This is a genomic window from Marinobacter shunpengi, assembly GCF_045449715.1.
In the GTDB taxonomy this organism is placed as follows: Bacteria; Pseudomonadota; Gammaproteobacteria; order Pseudomonadales; family Oleiphilaceae; genus Marinobacter.
In genome coordinates this window covers 73,916-92,734 of sequence record NZ_JBJJLA010000008.1, presented here as the reverse complement: position 1 = coordinate 92,734, position 18,819 = coordinate 73,916, and the positions used below count along the sequence as shown (strand labels likewise).

Sequence of the window (18,819 nt, the reverse complement as noted above, 5' to 3'; positions counted from 1 at the left end):
TCCCGGCGGAACGCGCCTTGTAGTAATGCCTGACACAGCCTCTGAAACGCTGCGAACTTATGTTAAGGGACACCAGGGGAATCCGGAATCTGTTTGAAGGTTCGGGAGGCTTGTGCAACGCTTCAGATAAGGTATCGCAACAGCGGCCTGTCGAACACAGAGGTTATCATGAAAAGGCTCTCCGTCTCCCTGTTGGCGCTGTCCCTGTTGGTGGTTTTCCAGTCCGCCCGGGCCCAGGATGCCGCCGACTCGCCCCTGGATGAAAAACCCGATGCTCCGGACGAACCGGTGGTCATGCCGGAGTACCAGCCGGACACCTCGGAGTCACAGATCGTGATCCGGCCGGGGGAGGATGTGGTGTACTACGAGTACCGGATCAGGGGCGAAATACGGGAGATCAAGGTTGTGCCCAGGGTGGGGCCCTCCTACTATCTGGTACCCGCTGAAGGCGGCGGCTGGATCAGGGAGGGGGAGTCCTCCCTGCTGGTGCCAAGCTGGGTCCTGTTCCGCTGGTAGATTCGCTCGGGCCCGGCCCCGGGTTGAGGCCTGTGGCGTCGGGCCCTCAGATCAGATCCACGGGGACTGGCTCGGAGCGCTGACTTTCCAGGCCGTTGCTGTCCAGGGTGCTGACGGCGAACTCGTAGGCGCCCGGTTTGAAGTCGTCCAGCAGCAGGCTGTCCGTGTCCGGGCCTTCGACCACCAGGGAATCGAACTGCTCCTGGTGTCGCAGCCGGTAGTAGACCCGGTAGCCCCTGACCTCTCCGGGATACAGCTTGCTGCCGTCCTCCCGGGTAAGGGGGCCTTCCCATTGCAGGGTGGGGCGCCGGACCACCGGGTCGGGGTTCTCCGGTTCGGGTTCGGTGACCACCGGGTCGTCGCCGGTGGCGGGGTCCTCCGGTTGCGGACTGCTGTCGCTGTCGGCATGGTCCGTTTCCGCATCGTCCGGCACTGGCGCCTGGATCGGGTCGGCAAAAATGGGGTTCTCAACCACAACGCCCGGCTGGGCGATCTGGGGGGGAGCGCTGCCTTCATCGGAAACGGCCTTGTCCGGCTGGTCGGAACCGGCGTTGGTCTGGTCCTGTTGGTTCCCGGTCGTTCCGGCGTCCGGTGTATGGTCCGGCTCGCTGGCGGTCTGTGTCCCGGTATCTGCCGGTTCCGCTGCACTGGATGTTCCTGAATCACCGCCACAGCCGGTCAGGGCCAGACTGAACAGCGCCGCCAGACTCCATGACAGTATCCTGCGTTCTTCCTGAAACGCCATGATGTTTCCTCGCACGTTGTGCCTGCACCCGATAGTCACCGGCCAGTGAATGGGTGTTGGGGCCGGTCGGGTCAGGTTGCCGGTGCTTCGCTATGAGCAGGAGAATGCCCTGCTGCACCGGTTATGGTCGGGACGTGGGCCTCCCGGATGCCACTGCGCACGAAAACGATTCAGAAGTATGAGCAACCGGAATGTTGTCTCAAGTGACCATTCTGAAAATTGCTGGCTGGTTCACCGAATTACCGTTCGGGGGCGGATGACTGGATTAGTATGAATACTCTAACTTCTCTCCCTATGCTGTAACTGACATCGCCGGAGAGTCTGATTCCTCCGGTTCGGGTTATCAGACACAGATCAAGGGGAGTTCGATATGAGCAGGCTACATACCTGGCAGGAACAACTTCAGGGCATGGTGGACAAGGGCATCAATGCCGCCGAGAACACACAGAAGCAGATTTCGGCCAAGCCCTTCGATCTGGCGGAACGGATCGAAACCGAAGTTCGCCAGTATCGTGTCAAGAATCTTCGCAAGCGCTACAACGGCGCCAGTGGCAAGGTCTTTGACCAGTTGAGGGACTTTAACAATCGGGTCGGCAGCTTCGCCGCGGATGTGGTGGCCCGCCTGGAGAAGGAGACCGCCGATACCGCGCGGTCCGTGAGCCAGGCCGCCGACGATGTGGCGGATGAGGTGTCATCCACGGCCAAGTCCACCGCCAGTGATGTCTCCAACAAGGCGCAGAAGACTGCTAACCGCGTGTCCCGCGGTGCCCAGTCCACGGCCAGGGACGTATCCGGGGCGGCGGATTCGGCCAGCAAGGAAGTGTCCAGGGCCACACGGAGCACCCGCAAGACGACTTCCGGCAGCCGCAGTACCCGGAGCCGTTCCGCAGGCACGAAGAGTACCACCAGTGCCTGATTGCGGTCGACTGACCGTGTAATGCAAAAAGGCCACCGTGACGGTGGCCTTTCGTTTTTGCGGGTGGGAGTGGTTATCGGCTTTCCCTGGCAGCGTCCGGATCCAGGGGCAGCGTCCTGTCCTGCTCGGTGATCACTTCCAGCCGCTCAATATCCTCCACGTAGCTTTCGCGGATCTTCTCCATTTCCCGGTTCTGGGCATTAATCTCTGCTTCCAGCTCCCGGATCTGCTGCTCCAGGCGGTCAATCTTGTCCAGGGTGGATTCAGGGATGTCCCGGCCGGACCGTTCCAGGTCGGCGGCCTTGGACTGTTCGGAGTCCAGTTGCGATTCAATCACCGAAATATTGCCCTGCTTGAGCTGGTTCAGACCTTCCAGCTCATCAATCTTGCGGTGGAGGGCGCGAACCGCGTCGTCCGGGTGCCGGTAGCGGCGTAGCAGGGCCTTGTCCCGCTCCCGCTGTTCCGCGGCCTCCTGCTGCCGGCGTTCTTCCTCGGCCCGCTGTTGCAGCTCCTCTTCCGTGGGGGCGGGGTCGACGCGATCGACCACCCGGCCCTGGCTGTTGAGGATCTCATAGCCGCGGGTGGAGGCTTCCTGGGGAACGGTATTGCTGATCACCATCTGCCCGTTGTCGTCCTTGTAGCGGTACATCCTGGCATCGGCCAGGCTGGTTACCAGCAGGCAGGTGGCAGCGAGAAGGCAGGTTGTCAGTTTCGTCGGTCTCACCGGTGACACCGTTGTTGGTTAATGGCGTACATCAATATCTGTATGCAGCAAGAGCATACCAGACATGGGGAGCGTATTTCCGGGCTATGTCACAGGCCTGAAAAAACGTCCGACTGCCCTGGCAGGCTCACACGCCGTATTCCGCCCGATAGGCGGCAATACGGTCCGTATGGCCGGCAAAATCCGGATGTCCTTTAATGTACTCCAGGACCTGATCCAGCCGGATGATGCTTATGACCGGTATGCCGTAATTCTGTTCCACCTCCTGAATCGCGGACAGGTTACCCTGGCCCCGTTCCTGGCGGTCAAGGGCGATCAGCACGCCGGCGGGGGTGGCGCCCGCCGCCTCGATAATGGCCATGGATTCCCGGATGGCCGTGCCGGCGGTGATGACATCGTCGATAATCAGCACCTTGCCCTGCAACGGCGCGCCGACAATGTTGCCGCCCTCGCCATGGTCCTTGGCTTCCTTGCGGTTGAAGGCCCAGGGCCGGTTATCTCCCTGCCGTGCCAACGCCATGGCGGTGGTGGTGGCCAAGGGAATGCCCTTATAGGCAGGGCCGAAAATAATGTCATAATCCAACCCGCTCCGGGTGAGGGCGGCGGCGTAGGCCTCGCTCAGCCGTAACAGGTCGTTGCCGCTGTTGAACAGTCCGGCATTGAAGAAGTAGGGGCTGGTGCGACCTGACTTCAGGGTGAACTCACCGAAACGGAGCACTTCCCGGTGAATGGCAAACTCGATGAAATCGCGCTGGTAGTCGTGCATGACAAGGCTTCTGGCGGGGTCTGGTTCTTTCAAATACGTATAAAACCGGTATCATACACACAAACTGAATCAGGGAATACGTATGCGTGTAGTATCAATCAGCGTCAGTGGCCTGGAACAGGCGATTGACAAGGGCTTCTTTGACTGGATTGCCGACCAGGACGCCGACGTAATCTGTGTTCAGGACCATCGCATGCGGGTCTATGAGATAGAGGACCGGAACCTTATTCCCGAGGGGTACGAAGCCTACTTTATCGACGGCGAGCTGGACGAGCACGGTGGCGTGGGCATCTATACGCGCCATTTCCCAAAGGCCATCATGTATGGCTTTGCCAGCGAACAGGCGGACCGGGAAGGCCGGTTTATCCAGGCGGACTTCGACCGCGTCAGCGTGGCCAGCGTGCTTGCCCCCTGCGCCCTGGGCCGCGAAGAGGAACTGCTGGGCGACGAGAACGACCTGACCGTCCTCGATCACAAGGACGAGTTCATGGATGCGTTTGGCATGCACATGCAGAAGACGCTCCGAAAGCGGCGCCAGTTCATCTTCTGCGCCAACCTGCAAACCGCCCAGCATGTCACCGATGCCAGCCCTGTCTATCACCAGCTCGATGTGTCCGGCTTCCTGCCCCATGAGCGCGCGTTCCTTGATCGCCTGTTTGACGAGCTGGGCGCCATTGACGCCTTCCGCGAGATCAACAAGCAGAGTAACCAGTTCACCTGGTGGCCGGAATGGGACGGTGGCGAGCGCAAGAATGTGGGACTGCGCGCCGACTACCAGATGCTGACACCGGGCATCCGCAGGACCATCCGCGACGGCTGGATCGACGAGTCCGCCCGTTTCTCGGACCATGCCCCACTGATCATGGACTACGACATCGATATCGGTTTCTGACCAGTTGTCGGGTATAAAAAAAGCGCGCCGGAGTTATCCGCCGCGCTTTTTTTATGATCGGCCGGCGAGAGGGGGATTATTCCGCCAGCGCTGACTTCTGGATGTCGAACAACTGATTGATGCCCTGTTTGGCCAGCGTCAGCATGCTGTCCAGCTCTTCCTGGTCGAAGGGCGCACCTTCGGCGGTACCCTGGATTTCGATGAAACCACCCTGGTCGGTCATGATCACGTTCATGTCGGTTTCCGCCTCGGAGTCTTCCGGGTAATCCAGGTCCACCACCGGGGTGCCCTGGTATACGCCGACGGACAGGGCCGCGACCATCTGCTTGAGGGGGGACTTCGACAGTCGTCCTTCCTTCACCAGGTGGTTCAGGGCATCCACCAGGGCCACGCAGCCACCGGTGATGGCGGCGGTGCGGGTGCCGCCATCCGCCTGGATCACATCGCAGTCGATGGTAATGGTGTGTTCGCCCAGGGCATCCAGATCCACCGCGGCCCGCAGGGAGCGACCAATGAGGCGCTGGATCTCCACGGTGCGTCCGCCCTGTTTGCCCCGGGCGGCCTCCCGGCCCATGCGGCTGCCGGTGGAGCGGGGCAGCATGCCGTATTCGGCGGTGATCCAGCCCTGGCCGGCGCCGCGCAGGAAAGGGGGGACCTTGTTTTCCACGGAGGCGGTACAGATGACCCGGGTATCGCCGAATTCCACCAGCACGGAACCCTCCGCGTGACGGGTGAAGTGGCGTGTGAGCCTGACGTCTCTGGGCTGGTCGGGCTGTCGTCCGCTCGGTCGCATAGCTAGTCCTTCTGTAAAACTGGAGAATTGATTGAGGCCGGTCAGCGGCATGTGCTGCCGGTAGTGGGGAAAAGGACAGGGAGTATAACACGGGCGGCTCTTCGGGACCTGCCTGGCGGCGATCGAATCCTGCTGGGAAAGAGCAGGATTTTCCGGTGTCCGAACTGATAGACTGTTACCCAATGTAACCGACCGACCCGGAGCAACCATGATCAGAAGCATGACGGCCTTCGCCCGCCAGGAAGCCCAGGCAGAATGGGGCGTGCTGACCTGCGAGATCCGTACCGTGAACCACCGTTATCTGGAGCCGTCCTTCCGGTTGCCGGAAGCCTTGCGGGAGCTGGAGAACGGGTTCAGGGAACATCTCCGCAAGACCCTGGGGCGCGGCAAGGTGGATGTCGGCATGCGCCTGCAGGCATCGGATACCGCCGATACCGGTCTGGTGGTCAATGAGCGGCTGGCAGGGTCACTCAATGAGGCCATTAATCATGTCAATCGAATGCTGGACAACCCCGCCCACATCAGCGCCATCGACGTGCTTCGCTGGCCGGGGGTGCTGGAGCGGGAGGAGCCTGACCTGAGCCCGGTCAAGACTGCGGCGGATGAGCTGTTCCGCCGTGCCGTGGACGACCTGGTGAAGGTGCGCGAACGGGAAGGTGAGCGTCTGCGCCCATTATTCGACGAACGCCTGTCCGCCATGAGCGCACTGGTCAGCCAGGTGAGGGAGCGGATGCCGGAACTGTTGAAGGCCCAGGAGGAATCCCTGCGGGAGCGTTTCCGTGCCGCCTTGATTGAACTGGACGCCGACCGGATCAGCCAGGAGATGGTCATGCTGGCCCAGAAATCCGATGTGGCCGAGGAACTGGACCGGCTGGATGCCCACCTGAACGAAGTCTCGGAGACCCTCCAGCGCAACGACGCCATTGGCCGACGGCTGGATTTCCTGATGCAGGAACTCAACCGCGAGGCCAATACCCTCAGCAGCAAGTCCATCGACGCGGATGTCACCCGGATTGCGGTGGATATGAAGGTCTACATAGAGCAGATGCGGGAGCAGGTGCAGAACCTGGAGTGATGTCCCGCTATCAGGTATCTACGATGTTGGGAGATTCGCTGGTTTCCTCGATGTTTACAATAAGGCCCGCCCTGGCAAGACCGTCGGCAATATCGAGCAGCAGAGGATGCTCCCAACTGAGTTCGGCAAGCCACGGGTAATAGGTTTCCCTGATGTCGGGGTTGTTCTCCACAAGTTCATCAATGACCGGCTGGGCCTCTTCCACCATGCCCATCTTTCCAAAGATGGCAACTTTGAGCGTCAACACGTAGCGTTGCCGGGAGCCTGTTCGTACGATTTCCTGATAGGCACGCTCGTATTCGCCTTCGACAAAGTAGGCCAGGGCGAGTTCGGCCGCTCTTGACCGGAGGTTAATGCCCCAGTCTTCCCGCGCCTCATCGTATATTTCCAGTGCCTCCCAACCGCGGCCCAATCTGGCGATACGGCTGGCAATACGCAGTTTGAGATAGATGTCCCCCGGATAGCGGGTCCTGATCTGCCTTTGAAGCTGGTCGAACTCCTCGATCTTCCGTTGGCGAAGCGCCAGGTGCATCAGCGCGACCTTGGTGAGGTAGGCGTGGGGGGCGAACTCCTCGGCGTTTGCAGCGGCATGGTCGGCGAGTCTGATGAGCTCTGCCCGCTCTTCAGGTCCGCCGAAGGCGTAGTAGCGTGTCCTCACCGTGTAGAAGGTACTCAGGACGGCCCAGGCCGAGGCATCGGTTGGGAACTGGGTGACAATACGTTCGAGGCATTCGCGCATGTCAGGGTATACGCTGGCCCTCTCCACCGCTCGCATCAGTTGTGCCCGTGACAGGCAGGTCTGTTTCGAGAAGGTATCACTGTGGTATCGGTCCAGCGTCAAGGGTACTGCGCCGCCTTCGCCAAGAACCTGGAACGAAACCTTGTTAACAGCTCTGCTGATTGAGGCGGAGTCGGTTCCTGATAGTCGTTCTTTGGCGGCCCACAACAAATAGCCGGTTTCATTATCGATCAACTGCCAGAGCAGCTCGGGGTTCGGGCCAGTTGTGAGCGTTGGCTGCAAGGTAAACGCGATGTTGTTGAAATTGTCCGTCTTTTCGGTGGGTTCTCCCGCTGTTTTGCCCGGCAGTGCCGCAGGAGGGGTGATCCGCGCCAGCCCGATGTGCGACAGAGAGGGGGCAAGACGGCTATCAATGGCCCGGGCCAGTGCTTGGTCTTCCTGGTTGAGGAGCTGAACCGGGTGCACGTCGATAACGATGTCGGTAGGCAGGGATTCCGGTTCGCTCTGCCACCAGAAAAGCGCCGACAGGCCAGTAGCGACCACTGCCAACAGACAGGCGACCGCTAGCAGGACTGGGCGCGAACGTGGTGATCGACTAACGGATACTTCGCTGGATGAGTCCGGTTGCGGTGGCGCAGGCAGGTCCCGGAACTCGAATGAGGGCACGTACCTTCCCTTCGGCAAGCTGATGACAACCCGGGCGTCCTGCCCGCAGTCGCTGTAGTAGGCCTGAAGCCCTTTTCTGATCCGACCCGCGGTTGTCCGCACGATGGTATCGCTGGACGGATCAAACTGGGCGCCCCGGTCAAAAACTTCCGATGCGATGGTGTAGGCATTGATCTGGTCACCGCGCCCGGCCATCGTTTCGGTGACAACAAATTCAAGAAAGGCCCGAACGGCAGGAGCCTGGGCAAAGGGTTTGGAATGGAGGATCTTGTCCAGTTCATCCCTGATCAGGGCGTGGTCTTTGCCAGAAACGTTACTGTCCATAGTCGTGATACATCCGATTGAGTGTCAGCCACACCGATTCCGTGTGGCAGTCGCCATGGCCTCCTGATGAGTGGGACAACCGTTGGAGGGAGGCCTGTGCGCCCGAAATCAATCACCGCCAAACACTCCCTTACAGTGACCATGCGCTTGACGCGGGTCCTTCACGCGGGAAAACCGCTCAATTCTATGGCGGCGACAGCTGTCACATCAAGGTGTATCGGTGGTTTCCGGCCCAGTATTTCCGGGGGTGTGACGGTTACGGGGTTTGCTGTGACTTCTATCGCGGGTGAAGAGCTTTATGCTTGGACTGACGAGAAACCGCGTTGGTTGGAGCCTGGAGTGACAGGGCCAGGGAACTAAACAGGAGTCAAACATGAAGTCAGCGGTGTTTCCCAAGGCCGGGAATGGGTCTTCCCAGAGTTTTGACGGGAATCGCGTCACCCTGGAGGCACCGGGTGTGGTTCAGTTACAGATCGGGCCGGAACAGGTTACCCGATTCGAGCGTGACGGGAGTGACCTGGTGCTGGTCCTCAAGGACGGCACGGTCTTTGTCATTGAGAACTTTTTCGTGGAGACCGCAGACGGTCGCAATGACCTCGTGTTTGAGGATGGTGATGGCGTCACCTGGTGGGCACAGTACGGTGACGTCTGGAACGGATTCGATATTGCCGAAATTAACGACGATGACGCCGCCGCCCCGTTTTACTGGGAACCACTGGCGGGTCTGGGGCTGTTGGCTGGTGGTGCGGCCCTGGCAGGGGGCGGTTCCGGCTCTTCATCCGATACGCCGTCCAACGTTGCGCCCGCGGGCTCCGCCGACCCGGTGACAACGCCGGGCGATACACCGATCGAGGGCACGGTGAGGGGATCGGATCCCGATGGCGATCAACTGACCTTTGAACTGACCGGCGATCCCGAGCACGGCACAGTGACGGTCAATCCGGACGGCAGCTACGAATACACCCCGAATGAGGATTACCACGGCCCCGACAGCTTCGAGGTGACGGTGGACGATGGCAACGGCGGCACCGATATCGTGACGGTCCCCATCATGGTTACCCCGGGAAACGAACCGGCGACGATCACCGGAGAAGCGGAGGGTGCCGCACTCGAGGCCGGCGGTGTTGATAACGGTACGCCGGGAAGCCCGAGCGCCAGCGGCACGCTCGCGGTGTCGGACGAGGACGAGGGCGAGGCCGTCTTCGAGACCCCGTCGAATCTTGAGGGCACCTACGGCACGTTCACCTTTGACTCGGTGACCGGGGCGTGGACCTACACACTGGACGACGGACGCGCGGCAACCCAGGCCCTGACCGACGGCGAGACCGTGACCGACGAACTGGCGGTGTCCAGCGTTGACGGCACGGCCAATGAAACCATCGTTGTGACCGTCACGGGCACCAACGATGCGGCGGTGGTCCCGGACGACAGTGGCCAGGTGACCGAGGACACCGATGTGGAGGCTGGCCTGCTGGGCACGGGCGGTCAGGTTGCGGTTGACGATGTCGATGCCGGGGAAAACCGGGTTGATACCGGCAGCCTCGCCTTTGACAGCGGCAGCCATGGAGGCCCGGCTCTGGGCAATCTGAGCATCGAGAGCGATGGCAGCTGGAGCTACCGTGTCGACAATTCCTTGGCCGAGGTGCAGTCGCTTGCCCTGGGCGAGACGATCACTGAACGCTGGACCGTGATGTCCGCCGACGGCACTGACACCAGCACGATCACGGTGACCATCACCGGCACCAACGACCTGCCCGAAATCTCCGGCGAGGCCACGGGGGATGTAGAGGAAGACGGTACCCTGACCACCAGCGGCCAGTTGGCGGTGGACGATATCGACACCAGCAACACCCACGGCTGGAGCGTCGAAGGCAATACGGGGGAGTATGGCGAGCTGACGGTCGATAGCAGCACCGGCGAGTGGACCTACATCCTCGACAACGACGATGCCCGTGTCCAGGCCCTGGCCGAGGGCGAGACCCTGACCGACGAGATCACCGTACGGGTCACCGACAACGATGGCGGCTACGACGAGCAGGTGGTGAGTGTCACCATCACCGGCAGCAACGACACCCCGGATATCTCGGCCGGTTCGGACACCACGGCCACGGTCACGGAACTGACCGATGGCGATGCCGACGAGAACACGCTTGAACATAGTCAGACCGGGACGATGCAGGTGACCGGCCTGGACGCTGCCGACACCCACACAGTGGCCGCGACCCCGCAGGGCACAGGCTATATCGGCACCTTCACTCCCGGCACCATCGACCCCGAAACCGGGGAGCTCGAGTGGAGCTTTACCGCCAATGATGCCGATCTGGACGCGCTGGGCGAAGGTGAGGTGCTGACCCAGCAGTACCAGGTGACGGTCGAGGATTCGCAGGGCGAGAGCGACACCGTAACCGTAGAGGTCACGATCAATGGAACCAACGACCGGCCCGAACCGGAAGACGACGTCTCGCTGATAGCTCCGGGCGATAGCGCGGTGCTGGACGTTCTGGCCAACGACACGGACGCCGACGCAGGGGAAGACGCCACGTTGAAGGTGACCCAGGTGGATGGTCAGGCCATCGCCCCGGGCGGCAGCATCACCCTGAGTGGCGACCGCGGAACAGTCTCGCTCAATGGCAATGGGGAACTGACCTTTGTGCCCGGGCCCAATGCGCCGGATCAGCTTGTGCTGCCCTATACGGTCGACGACGGCAGCAGCGCGGGCAACGCCACCGCGACAGCAGACTGGGTTATCGACATCGCCGGCGTGACCATCAGTGACGACGCCAGCCCGGCTGGCGCCGATGTGCCGGACAACGTGCTCTCCTCGGTGGACGACCTGGGCCAGGTGTCCATCACCGGCCAGGCGGCGGTGGGCGGAACCGTGACGTCACTGACGGTCTCCGACGGCACCAACAGTGTGAACGTCCCGGCGGCGGGTATCACCGTGCAGCCCGACGGCTCCTATTCGGTGACGGCTGATCTCAGCGGGCTGGATGACGGCACACTGACCGTGACCGCCGACGTGGAGGATGCGGAGGGCAACCCGGCCACGACCACCGACACGATCCTCAAGGACACCGTCACCCCGGTGGCCATCGACCCGGTGCTGGTCGTTGAGGGCGAAGCGCCGACGGTGACCGGCACCGGCGAACCCGACGCAGCCATCACGCTTGATGTCGATGGTGAGACCTATTCCACAACGGTCCAGTCCGACGGCACCTGGAGCGTGACGCTGCCTGACCCATTGGGGACGGAAGATACCGAAATTTTGGCCCAGGCGGTGGATGAATATGGCAACCCCAACAGTGCCGACCGCACCGTGACCGGGCTTACCGTTACCAACGAGGTGGCGGGCGAGTCCCAGGATATCGAGGTCTTCGAATCCGCCCTGGCGGATGGCTCGGACGCGGGAAGCGGCACGGATACGGCCAACTCGACCTTTGTGCTGGAAGATGTGTCAGATCTTTCCGAACTCGTGATTGGCGGTACGGTTACCGGCGGCGCACTGAGCGGCGGGGACACAATAACACTCGCCCAGCTCCAGAATGCCTCCTCCATACCGGTGGACGTGTCCACCCAGTACGGCACGCTCTCCATCACCGGCTTTGATGACGCAACCGGCACCGTCAGCTACACCTACACGCTGGACGGTGACACGGAAGACCACAGCGACAGCGCGCTCAATGACATCGTCCGCGAGACGATCCAGGTGGCCGCGGTTGAAGCCGATGGTGATATCCGGGTGGGCGAACTCACTGCCGCCGTTGTTGATGATGTGGCAGCGCCGGTGGATGACGCGCCGATGTCGGTTACCGAGGGAGGCTCGACCGTTGGCGGGGCGAACCTGCTGGCCAACGACACACTCGGGGCCGATGGTGGTCGGGTCCATGAGATCACCTATACCGACAGGTCTGGTACAAGCGCTTCAGCGGTTATCCCCGATGGTGGTTCCGAGACGGTCGAGACACAGTATGGTGAGCTGACCGTTGGCAGCGATGGCACCTGGTCCTACACGCCGCTGGCAAGCGCGGATCACGCCAGGCCGGACAACGATACCGAACTGAGCGACGACTTCAGCTACACCACCATCGACGGCGACGGTGATGTGTCCGCGGAATCGGCAACGCAACCCGTCACCGTGACCGATTCGGTCCCCGAACTCGGCGCGCCGGACGATGCCATCATCGACGAAGAACATCTGCCGACCGGGAGTAATCCCGACCCTGCCCAGCGTGAGGTAAGCGGATCGCTCGATCTGACGTCTGGGCAGGACAGTGTCGATGTGACGCTGACCACCGACAGCGCGCCCGCCGGGCTCCAGTCCGGCGGCGAGGATCTGCGCTATGAACTGTCCGCCGACGGGCACAGCCTGACCGCCTACAAGGGCGCGGGGACTGAGGCCGTCTTCGTTGTCACACTGACCGATCCGACATCGGCCTCGGCCGGGTATACCTTCGAGTTGCTGCAGGCGATCGACCATAACGGTGCGGAGAGTCAGGATCTGGCCTTCGGTGTCGAGGTCACCGACAGCGATGGCGACACTGACACGGCCGGTTTCATCGTCGAAGTGGTGGATAACGCGCCGCTGGCGGAAATCGAGCGGGACATCGACGAAGACAGCAGCGGCTTCTCCTTCAACATTTCGGCAGACGCGACATCGGACAACACCAGTCTGACGCAGGGCGGCACCCCCCTGACCGGCACGTCGACGCCTGGCGGCGGCATGGAATACAAGACCGGACATGGCACCGTGACCATCAGCGCGGATGGCGAGCTGACCTACGTGCCCGACACGGACTACAGCGGCACGGAGACGTTCGAGGTCATTACGAGTGATGACGGCACGAACGCCACCACGACCGTCACGGCGAATGTTGCTCCGGTGGCGGATGCCCCGGGGGTGTCCGTCGATGCCAGCAATATCAATACGCTTGAAGACACGCCGGTGGCCCTGGGGTTGAAGGCGCCGACCATCACCGATGACGGCGGGGGTACCGGCAACAACGCCACCCCCGAACGGATTGGCGAGATCACCCTCTCGGGTCTTCCCGAAGGGGCGGTACTTCAGGGGGCGTTTGGCACCACAACGGTCGACGCCAGCGGCAGCGTGACCATTGCACTGAGCGATCCGGGGCTGACGGTGACGGGCCCCAGCGCGGACCTGACCATGACCAGCGCCGAGTTCGAGGCGCTTGAGGTGCTGCCGCCGGAGCACGCCTCGGAGAATTTCGAGGTGAACTACACGGTCACCAGCTATGAGGTCGACGGTAGCGGCGCGGTCCTGCCCGGGGTGGGTGGGGCCACCAGCAGCGACAGTGTCACGGTCCATGTCCAGGCGGTGACCGATCCGGCGGCGCTGGTCTTCGACAGCTCGGTCTATGACAGCGCCGTGGATAACGCCGATGACATCAGCTATGGCGGCGATGGCGGTAACACCGAAGCCGATGTGACCCTCAAGGAAGACACCACGGTCGACTTGTCTGCGATGCTCTCGACCAGCTTCGCCGATCTGGACGGCAGTGAGGTGCGCTCGATCACCATCACCAACACCACCGGGGCCGATATCGTCGTCAACGGGTCTACGATTGCCAGCGGCGATGACGTGACCGTGGCGGCCCCTGGTCTGAGCGGCGATACCGCAGGCCTGCCCGCCATCAACATCGGCGGCGCGGACGATTTCAGCGGTGACCTTGAAGGCATCACGGTAACGCTCAATGCCCAGGACCGGGATGCGGACGGCTACTGGGACGGCGGGGAGGTGCCGGGGCCAGCCGACGGCGTTGCCGAGGCGGATGAAAGTGACAACAGCGTCACACTCAACCTGCATGTCACGCCAGTGGCCGATGACGTGCAGGTCGATGACGCCGAAGGGGACGAGGACAGCGCTATCGCCTTCCTCTCGGGCGTCCGTCTGACCGATGGCAGTACCGATGCCGGCGCCGGTGGCAGTGAAGTGATCACCGAGGTGTCCTTCGAGGTCCCCGCAGGCTGGGAAGTGGCGGACTCAACGGTATCAAACGGCGCCTCGGCGGGTGCGTCCGCCGGGCTTTCCGGGGGCACCTATACGATCACCTTTACGGGCGGGACCGAAGCGGAGCGTGAAGAATACCTGGACGGCTTCACCATCACCCCGCCCGCCCATGACAGCAGCGACGCGACCATCACGCTCCGGGTGTCGAGCGAGGATGAAAGTTCTGTCAACGGGTCGACCGAGACGGATACCGCCCTGGAAAGGGAACACGACCTGACCATAACGGTGAACCCGGTGGCCGAGGAAGTCGGGACCGATACCGACGGCGACTCCGACGACGACCTGACCATGGCGCCGGATTTTTCCTACTCCAGCTCGGCACAGGAAGACCAGTGGTTCAACCTGAACAGTGACGGCTTTGACCTGAGCGCCGGCTGGCTCAACCAGGATAATGGCGAAGAAACCTTCGCACGACTCACGCCCGAGCTGATCGCCGGTGATGGTGGCCTGTCCGATGCCACCGGGTCGACGTTCCGCTGGATGGAGGACGGCGTGCAGATGGAGGCCGTCTACAACGGTACGCCGGTTGATGTGCCCGTGAGCGCGTTGGATACGCTGGAATTCCGTGCCGCCGACAATTTCTCGGGTCAGTTCGACATCAAGGTGCAGGCTTATACCGTTGATAAAGACGATGACGGCGGGGCGAACACGGCCGAGGCAGTCAGCGGCGAGGCGACCCTGACCAACGTTGTCATTACCCCCGTGGCCGACGAGGTGACCCTGTCACTCGCCGCGCGGACGCAGGGCGACGAGGACGAGGACATTCCGCTGAATATCCGGCCGACCAGCTCTGACCCGTCCGAGGTTTTCACCGTCACCATTGCCAATATCCCGGATGGGTCGGTGCTGACCTATGATGGCAATCCGCTGACCGTGACGGGGGGCAGTGTCACCATCGAGGAGTTCGATTCCTCGGCCCCGCTCACGTTGCGACCGCCGGAGCACAGTAATGACGACCTCACGCTGAATGTCACGGCCCAGTCCGTCGATGAGCTGGATGCCGACGGGACAACCTACACGGACACCTCGGACCCGATCAGCCTGGACATGGATGTGGAGATCCGGGGCATTGCCGATGAGGCGGATGTTTCCGTGACGCCGCAGGACTATGTGGAGAACGACCTGGACAGCGGCTCGGACAGCGTTCTGCTGGCCGACCTGTTTTCCGTGGACCGGCAGGACAACGATGGCTCCGAAACCCTGACGGTTCGGATATCGGATCTGCCGGAAGGGTTTGACCTGACACAGGGCACCTCGCTGGGCACCGCGGTTGGCGAGGACCGGGTCTGGGTCCTGAACGAAGCGCAGCTTGCCACGGCCGAGATCACGGTGCCGGACAACTTCAATGGCGAAGTGTCGTTCCGTGCGGTTCCGGTGACCACGGAGAGTGACGGTGACTCGCTGACTGGCACCGAGCAGACGGTCAGCTTCACGGTGACACCCTCGCCCGAAGCGGATATCACCACCGGGGCTGGACTGGATGAGGATGTGCAGCAACCCATCAATCTGGGTATCGTTCATCAGGACGGCGACACCGATGAGGCGCTCGAGGCTGTCGGCATCAGGGTGTCCGATACCGTGGGTGCGGATTTCACGCTCTATCTCGGGAGCGATGCCCTGGCGGATGCCGGCCTGGATATCATCAATGTGGGCGGCGTTGACTATTACGAGCTGACCGCTGCGCAGGCGGGCAACCTGACGGCCCAGGGCAGCGAGCATCTCGACGGGGACCTGGGTGGCTTTGATCTGATCTACCGGATCACCGATCCGGGGAATGACGGTCTTGCGGACGTGACCAGCGATTGGCAGAACGGGCATTTCGACCTGGACGCGACAGCGGTGACCGATCAGCCGGAACTGGCGATTGACGATATCACGCTGGGTAGCGGCTCAGGATCCGTGTCCGGCAACGACGTCACGGTGACCAGCGCTGGAGAGCCGGTGACCCTCGACCTGAATGTCTCCACGCCCGACAGCGACGGCAGCGAGCACCTGATTCGCGTGCTCATCGACGGCGTGCCTGATGGCGTGACCGTCGAGGGCGGCGAGATGACCGCTGGCGGAAGCTGGCTCCTGATCTACGACGAGACCGACGCATTGCCAGTGAATGACGCGGGCGGTCTGGTGGTGCCCGTGACCTTCACCGTGGGCGATGAGGCGGCGGGCATTGCCGATGCGCCGATCACTGTGACCGTGCAGACCCAGGACCGCGGCAATGAGCCGGGGGCCGGGACCGAGGTCCTGGCCGACAGTCTTGGTTGGAACCTGACGGCGGATTTCGAAGGTTCCGGCGACTCCACTGCCCCGCCCACCATTGATACCTGGGAGTACAACGAGGCCACCGCCACGGAGGACACAAGCTTCCTGTTGTCGGACATGCTCGATGCACAGGTCACGGCACAGGGGACGGAATCCAACATCCTGACGGTCTCGCTCACCGATCTGCCCGCCGGCACCGAGGTAACCGGAATGGTGCGCACCACGGTGGATGGGCAGGAGGTCTGGACGGCCTCGGTGACGACCGATCCGGGCGATGATCCCGCCACCGTGCAGGCCAGGCTTGACGGCCTGATGGACAGCATCGTTATTGAGCCTGCGGATAACGCGAACGACAACAACGCTGCGGACGAGCTCTCGTTCAACGCCACGCTGACTTCGGCGGTTGCCGGTGGGCGTTCGGAGGAACAGACAATCGCGCCGACGATTCCGGTGGACCCGGTGACCGACGAGGCGGGAATCTCAATCACCACCGACGGTGAACGAACGGAAGCGGACAGTGATATCCCGCTCACGGTGACAGTAACCAATCCGGAGGACGGCGAACACGGAACCGTTGAGGGCGGCGAGCTCTATCTGCAGATCGACGGCACCAACGGGCTGGGTGAGGGCACGCTGACACTGGATGGCGTGACCTACACGGCCGAGTCGGTCACCGGCGTTGATGGTATCGCCGATGGGGACTACTTCGTCATCGACGGTGTCACCATGGGTGAGCCGCTGGAGGGGCTGGTTTTCACCCCCGATACCATGTCCGAGGGCGAGATTACGGTGGATGCCTGGGTGCGCAACCGGGAAACCGGTGCCACCGCGACAACGTCGGAGGGCACGGCCACCTTGCCGATTGCCATCGTCAACGAGGGCGCCTCCCTGTCGTCCGATCCCACCAGCGGGAGCGAAGCGGCGAACTCGGACAAGGAGTCCCTGACCGAGCTGGATCTGGACCTGACCCTGAACGACGCTGACGGCTCCGAGGAAATTGCTACAGTATTGCTCTCGAATCTGCCGGAGGGCTTCCTGCTCTATACCGGGCCCAGTGAAAGCGATGCCACCCTGGCCGAGATGACGACCAACGCCGGTGGTCTCGACGGCACCAACACCTGGGTGCTGTCCGAAGGGAGCCTGCCGAACTACATCGGTATCCTGCCGCCGAAAAACTGGAGCGGAACGCTGGAGGATCTGTCCCTGACCGTGACCTCGGGGGAAACCGCTCTGTCGGAATCGCTCGTCGAGAGTTTCGAGGTTGGCAATGTAGCGGTGAACCCGGTCGCCAACGATATCGAACTGTCACCCACCAACTCCTTCGGTACGGAAGGTGACATCGTATCGCTGAACCTGAATGCGTCCATGGCCGATTCTGAGGACGCCTCGGTAACGGCGGCGCCGGATGGCAGTGTCGAAACGACGACGCTGGAGCTCCAGGGGCTGGGCGAGCACGCCTCGTTCTATGTCGGCACGGAGATCCTGACCTCTGGGGTTAGCTACGAGGCGGGAACCGACACCTACACCCTGACCGGACTGAGCCAGTCCGATCTGGACGGCCTGGGCTTTCGTCAGGCGGCCGGCGCCCTGACCGACATGGACGGCGGTACCTCGGGTCTGCAGGTCAACGTAACGGCGCGAACGGTGGATGGAAGCGACGTGTCAGGCGATGTGACGGGCGCCGCGACGATCAACCTCGGTGAACAACTGCCCACCACTGGTGACGACAACCTGATCTGGACCGGAGAAACCATCGACGGGCTCGACGGTTCGGATACCGTTGAATTCCGCGAGGGTGAAAGCCTGACTGGCGACGAGCTGGCCACGCAACTGAGCAATATTGAAACCCTTGACCTGGGAATCGACGGAGGCAACTCGATCACTGACCTGACCCCGGAGCAGGTCGAGGCCATGACCGATGACGACAGCCTCCTGACGATCCGCGGATCGGGAGAGGACGACGTGTCGCTTTCCGGGGACTGGAGTGACAACGGCGACGGTACCTACACCGGCACCACCTCCGGCGGGGGCGACGTCACGCTGACGGTCGAGGACGTGGCGGTTACACCGTCGGCTGGTGGGTTCGCCGCATCGTCCATGGTGATGTCCTCCGGCGGTATGGAAAGTTTCGGTCTGGCCTCACTCGATACTCAAGAGGCGCCGGAGGCGGACGAACCCGAAGCCGAGACGGTGATTACAATGGACGAGGTGTTGTCCTCCGAGTCGGGCGGTGAGGATCTGACGGCGGGGCTGCCGGAAGAGGATGCCGGTGGTGCGGCTCCGACCGATGATGCCAGCACCTCCGATCCGGGCAGGCCGATGCCTGGGTCGACGCTGGAAGACGAGCTCCAGTCCGGCGTACTCTACGATGTCTAG

At 62.3% G+C, this 18,819-nt stretch carries 10 protein-coding genes; 5 read left to right on the top strand and 5 right to left on the bottom strand.

Features of this window, described 5'->3' with window-relative positions; translation table 11 throughout:
* Positions 1-168 precede the first annotated feature (168 nt).
* Positions 169-516, top strand: coding sequence for a DUF2782 domain-containing protein (locus tag ACJO3T_RS03045; protein ID WP_406962390.1), 348 nt, complete (start codon positions 169-171; stop codon positions 514-516).
* A gap of 46 nt (positions 517-562) precedes the next feature.
* Here ACJO3T_RS03045 and ACJO3T_RS03040 read toward each other — a convergent pair whose 3' ends face one another.
* Positions 563-1,261: a fibronectin type III domain-containing protein gene (locus ACJO3T_RS03040; protein WP_406962392.1), complete on the bottom strand. Its 699-nt coding sequence runs from the start codon at positions 1,259-1,261 to the stop codon at positions 563-565.
* A gap of 370 nt (positions 1,262-1,631) precedes the next feature.
* On the opposite strand from ACJO3T_RS03040, the gene ACJO3T_RS03035 reads away from it, so the two are divergent.
* Positions 1,632-2,177, top strand: a complete 546-nt coding sequence (locus ACJO3T_RS03035) for a hypothetical protein (RefSeq protein ID WP_406962393.1) — start codon at positions 1,632-1,634, stop codon at positions 2,175-2,177.
* Between the two features lie 73 nt (positions 2,178-2,250).
* Here ACJO3T_RS03035 and ACJO3T_RS03030 read toward each other — a convergent pair whose 3' ends face one another.
* Both ACJO3T_RS03030 and pyrE read right to left on the bottom strand, forming a co-directional pair.
* Positions 2,251-2,901, bottom strand: a complete 651-nt coding sequence (locus ACJO3T_RS03030; protein WP_406977733.1) for a DUF4124 domain-containing protein — start codon at positions 2,899-2,901, stop codon at positions 2,251-2,253.
* Positions 2,902-3,028: 127 nt separating this feature from the next.
* Positions 3,029-3,667 (bottom strand): orotate phosphoribosyltransferase, encoded by a 639-nt coding sequence (pyrE, locus tag ACJO3T_RS03025; RefSeq protein WP_406962397.1) that lies wholly within the window; start codon positions 3,665-3,667, stop codon positions 3,029-3,031.
* 82 nt (positions 3,668-3,749) lie between these two features.
* Between pyrE and ACJO3T_RS03020 the strand changes: the two genes are divergently transcribed.
* Positions 3,750-4,559 carry an exodeoxyribonuclease III gene (locus tag ACJO3T_RS03020; protein ID WP_406977732.1) on the top strand — a complete coding sequence of 270 codons (810 nt, stop codon included), beginning with the start codon at positions 3,750-3,752 and terminating at the stop codon, positions 4,557-4,559.
* Positions 4,560-4,635: 76 nt separating this feature from the next.
* On the opposite strand, the gene rph is transcribed toward ACJO3T_RS03020, so the two are convergent.
* Complete coding sequence (gene rph / locus ACJO3T_RS03015) at positions 4,636-5,352, bottom strand: ribonuclease PH (protein ID WP_406962401.1); 717 nt, start codon at positions 5,350-5,352, stop codon at positions 4,636-4,638.
* A gap of 208 nt (positions 5,353-5,560) precedes the next feature.
* Between rph and ACJO3T_RS03010 the strand changes: the two genes are divergently transcribed.
* Positions 5,561-6,427, top strand: coding sequence for a YicC/YloC family endoribonuclease (locus ACJO3T_RS03010; protein WP_406977730.1), 867 nt, complete (start codon positions 5,561-5,563; stop codon positions 6,425-6,427).
* A 10-nt stretch (positions 6,428-6,437) separates the two neighbouring features.
* Here the strand turns inward: ACJO3T_RS03010 and ACJO3T_RS03005 are convergent, their stop codons facing one another.
* Entirely contained in the window at positions 6,438-8,156 is a 1,719-nt protein-coding gene (locus tag ACJO3T_RS03005) for a tetratricopeptide repeat protein (RefSeq protein ID WP_406962405.1), read from the bottom strand.
* A 373-nt stretch (positions 8,157-8,529) separates the two neighbouring features.
* On the opposite strand from ACJO3T_RS03005, the gene ACJO3T_RS03000 reads away from it, so the two are divergent.
* Positions 8,530-18,819 (top strand): VCBS domain-containing protein, encoded by a 10,290-nt coding sequence (locus ACJO3T_RS03000; protein WP_406977729.1) that lies wholly within the window; start codon positions 8,530-8,532, stop codon positions 18,817-18,819.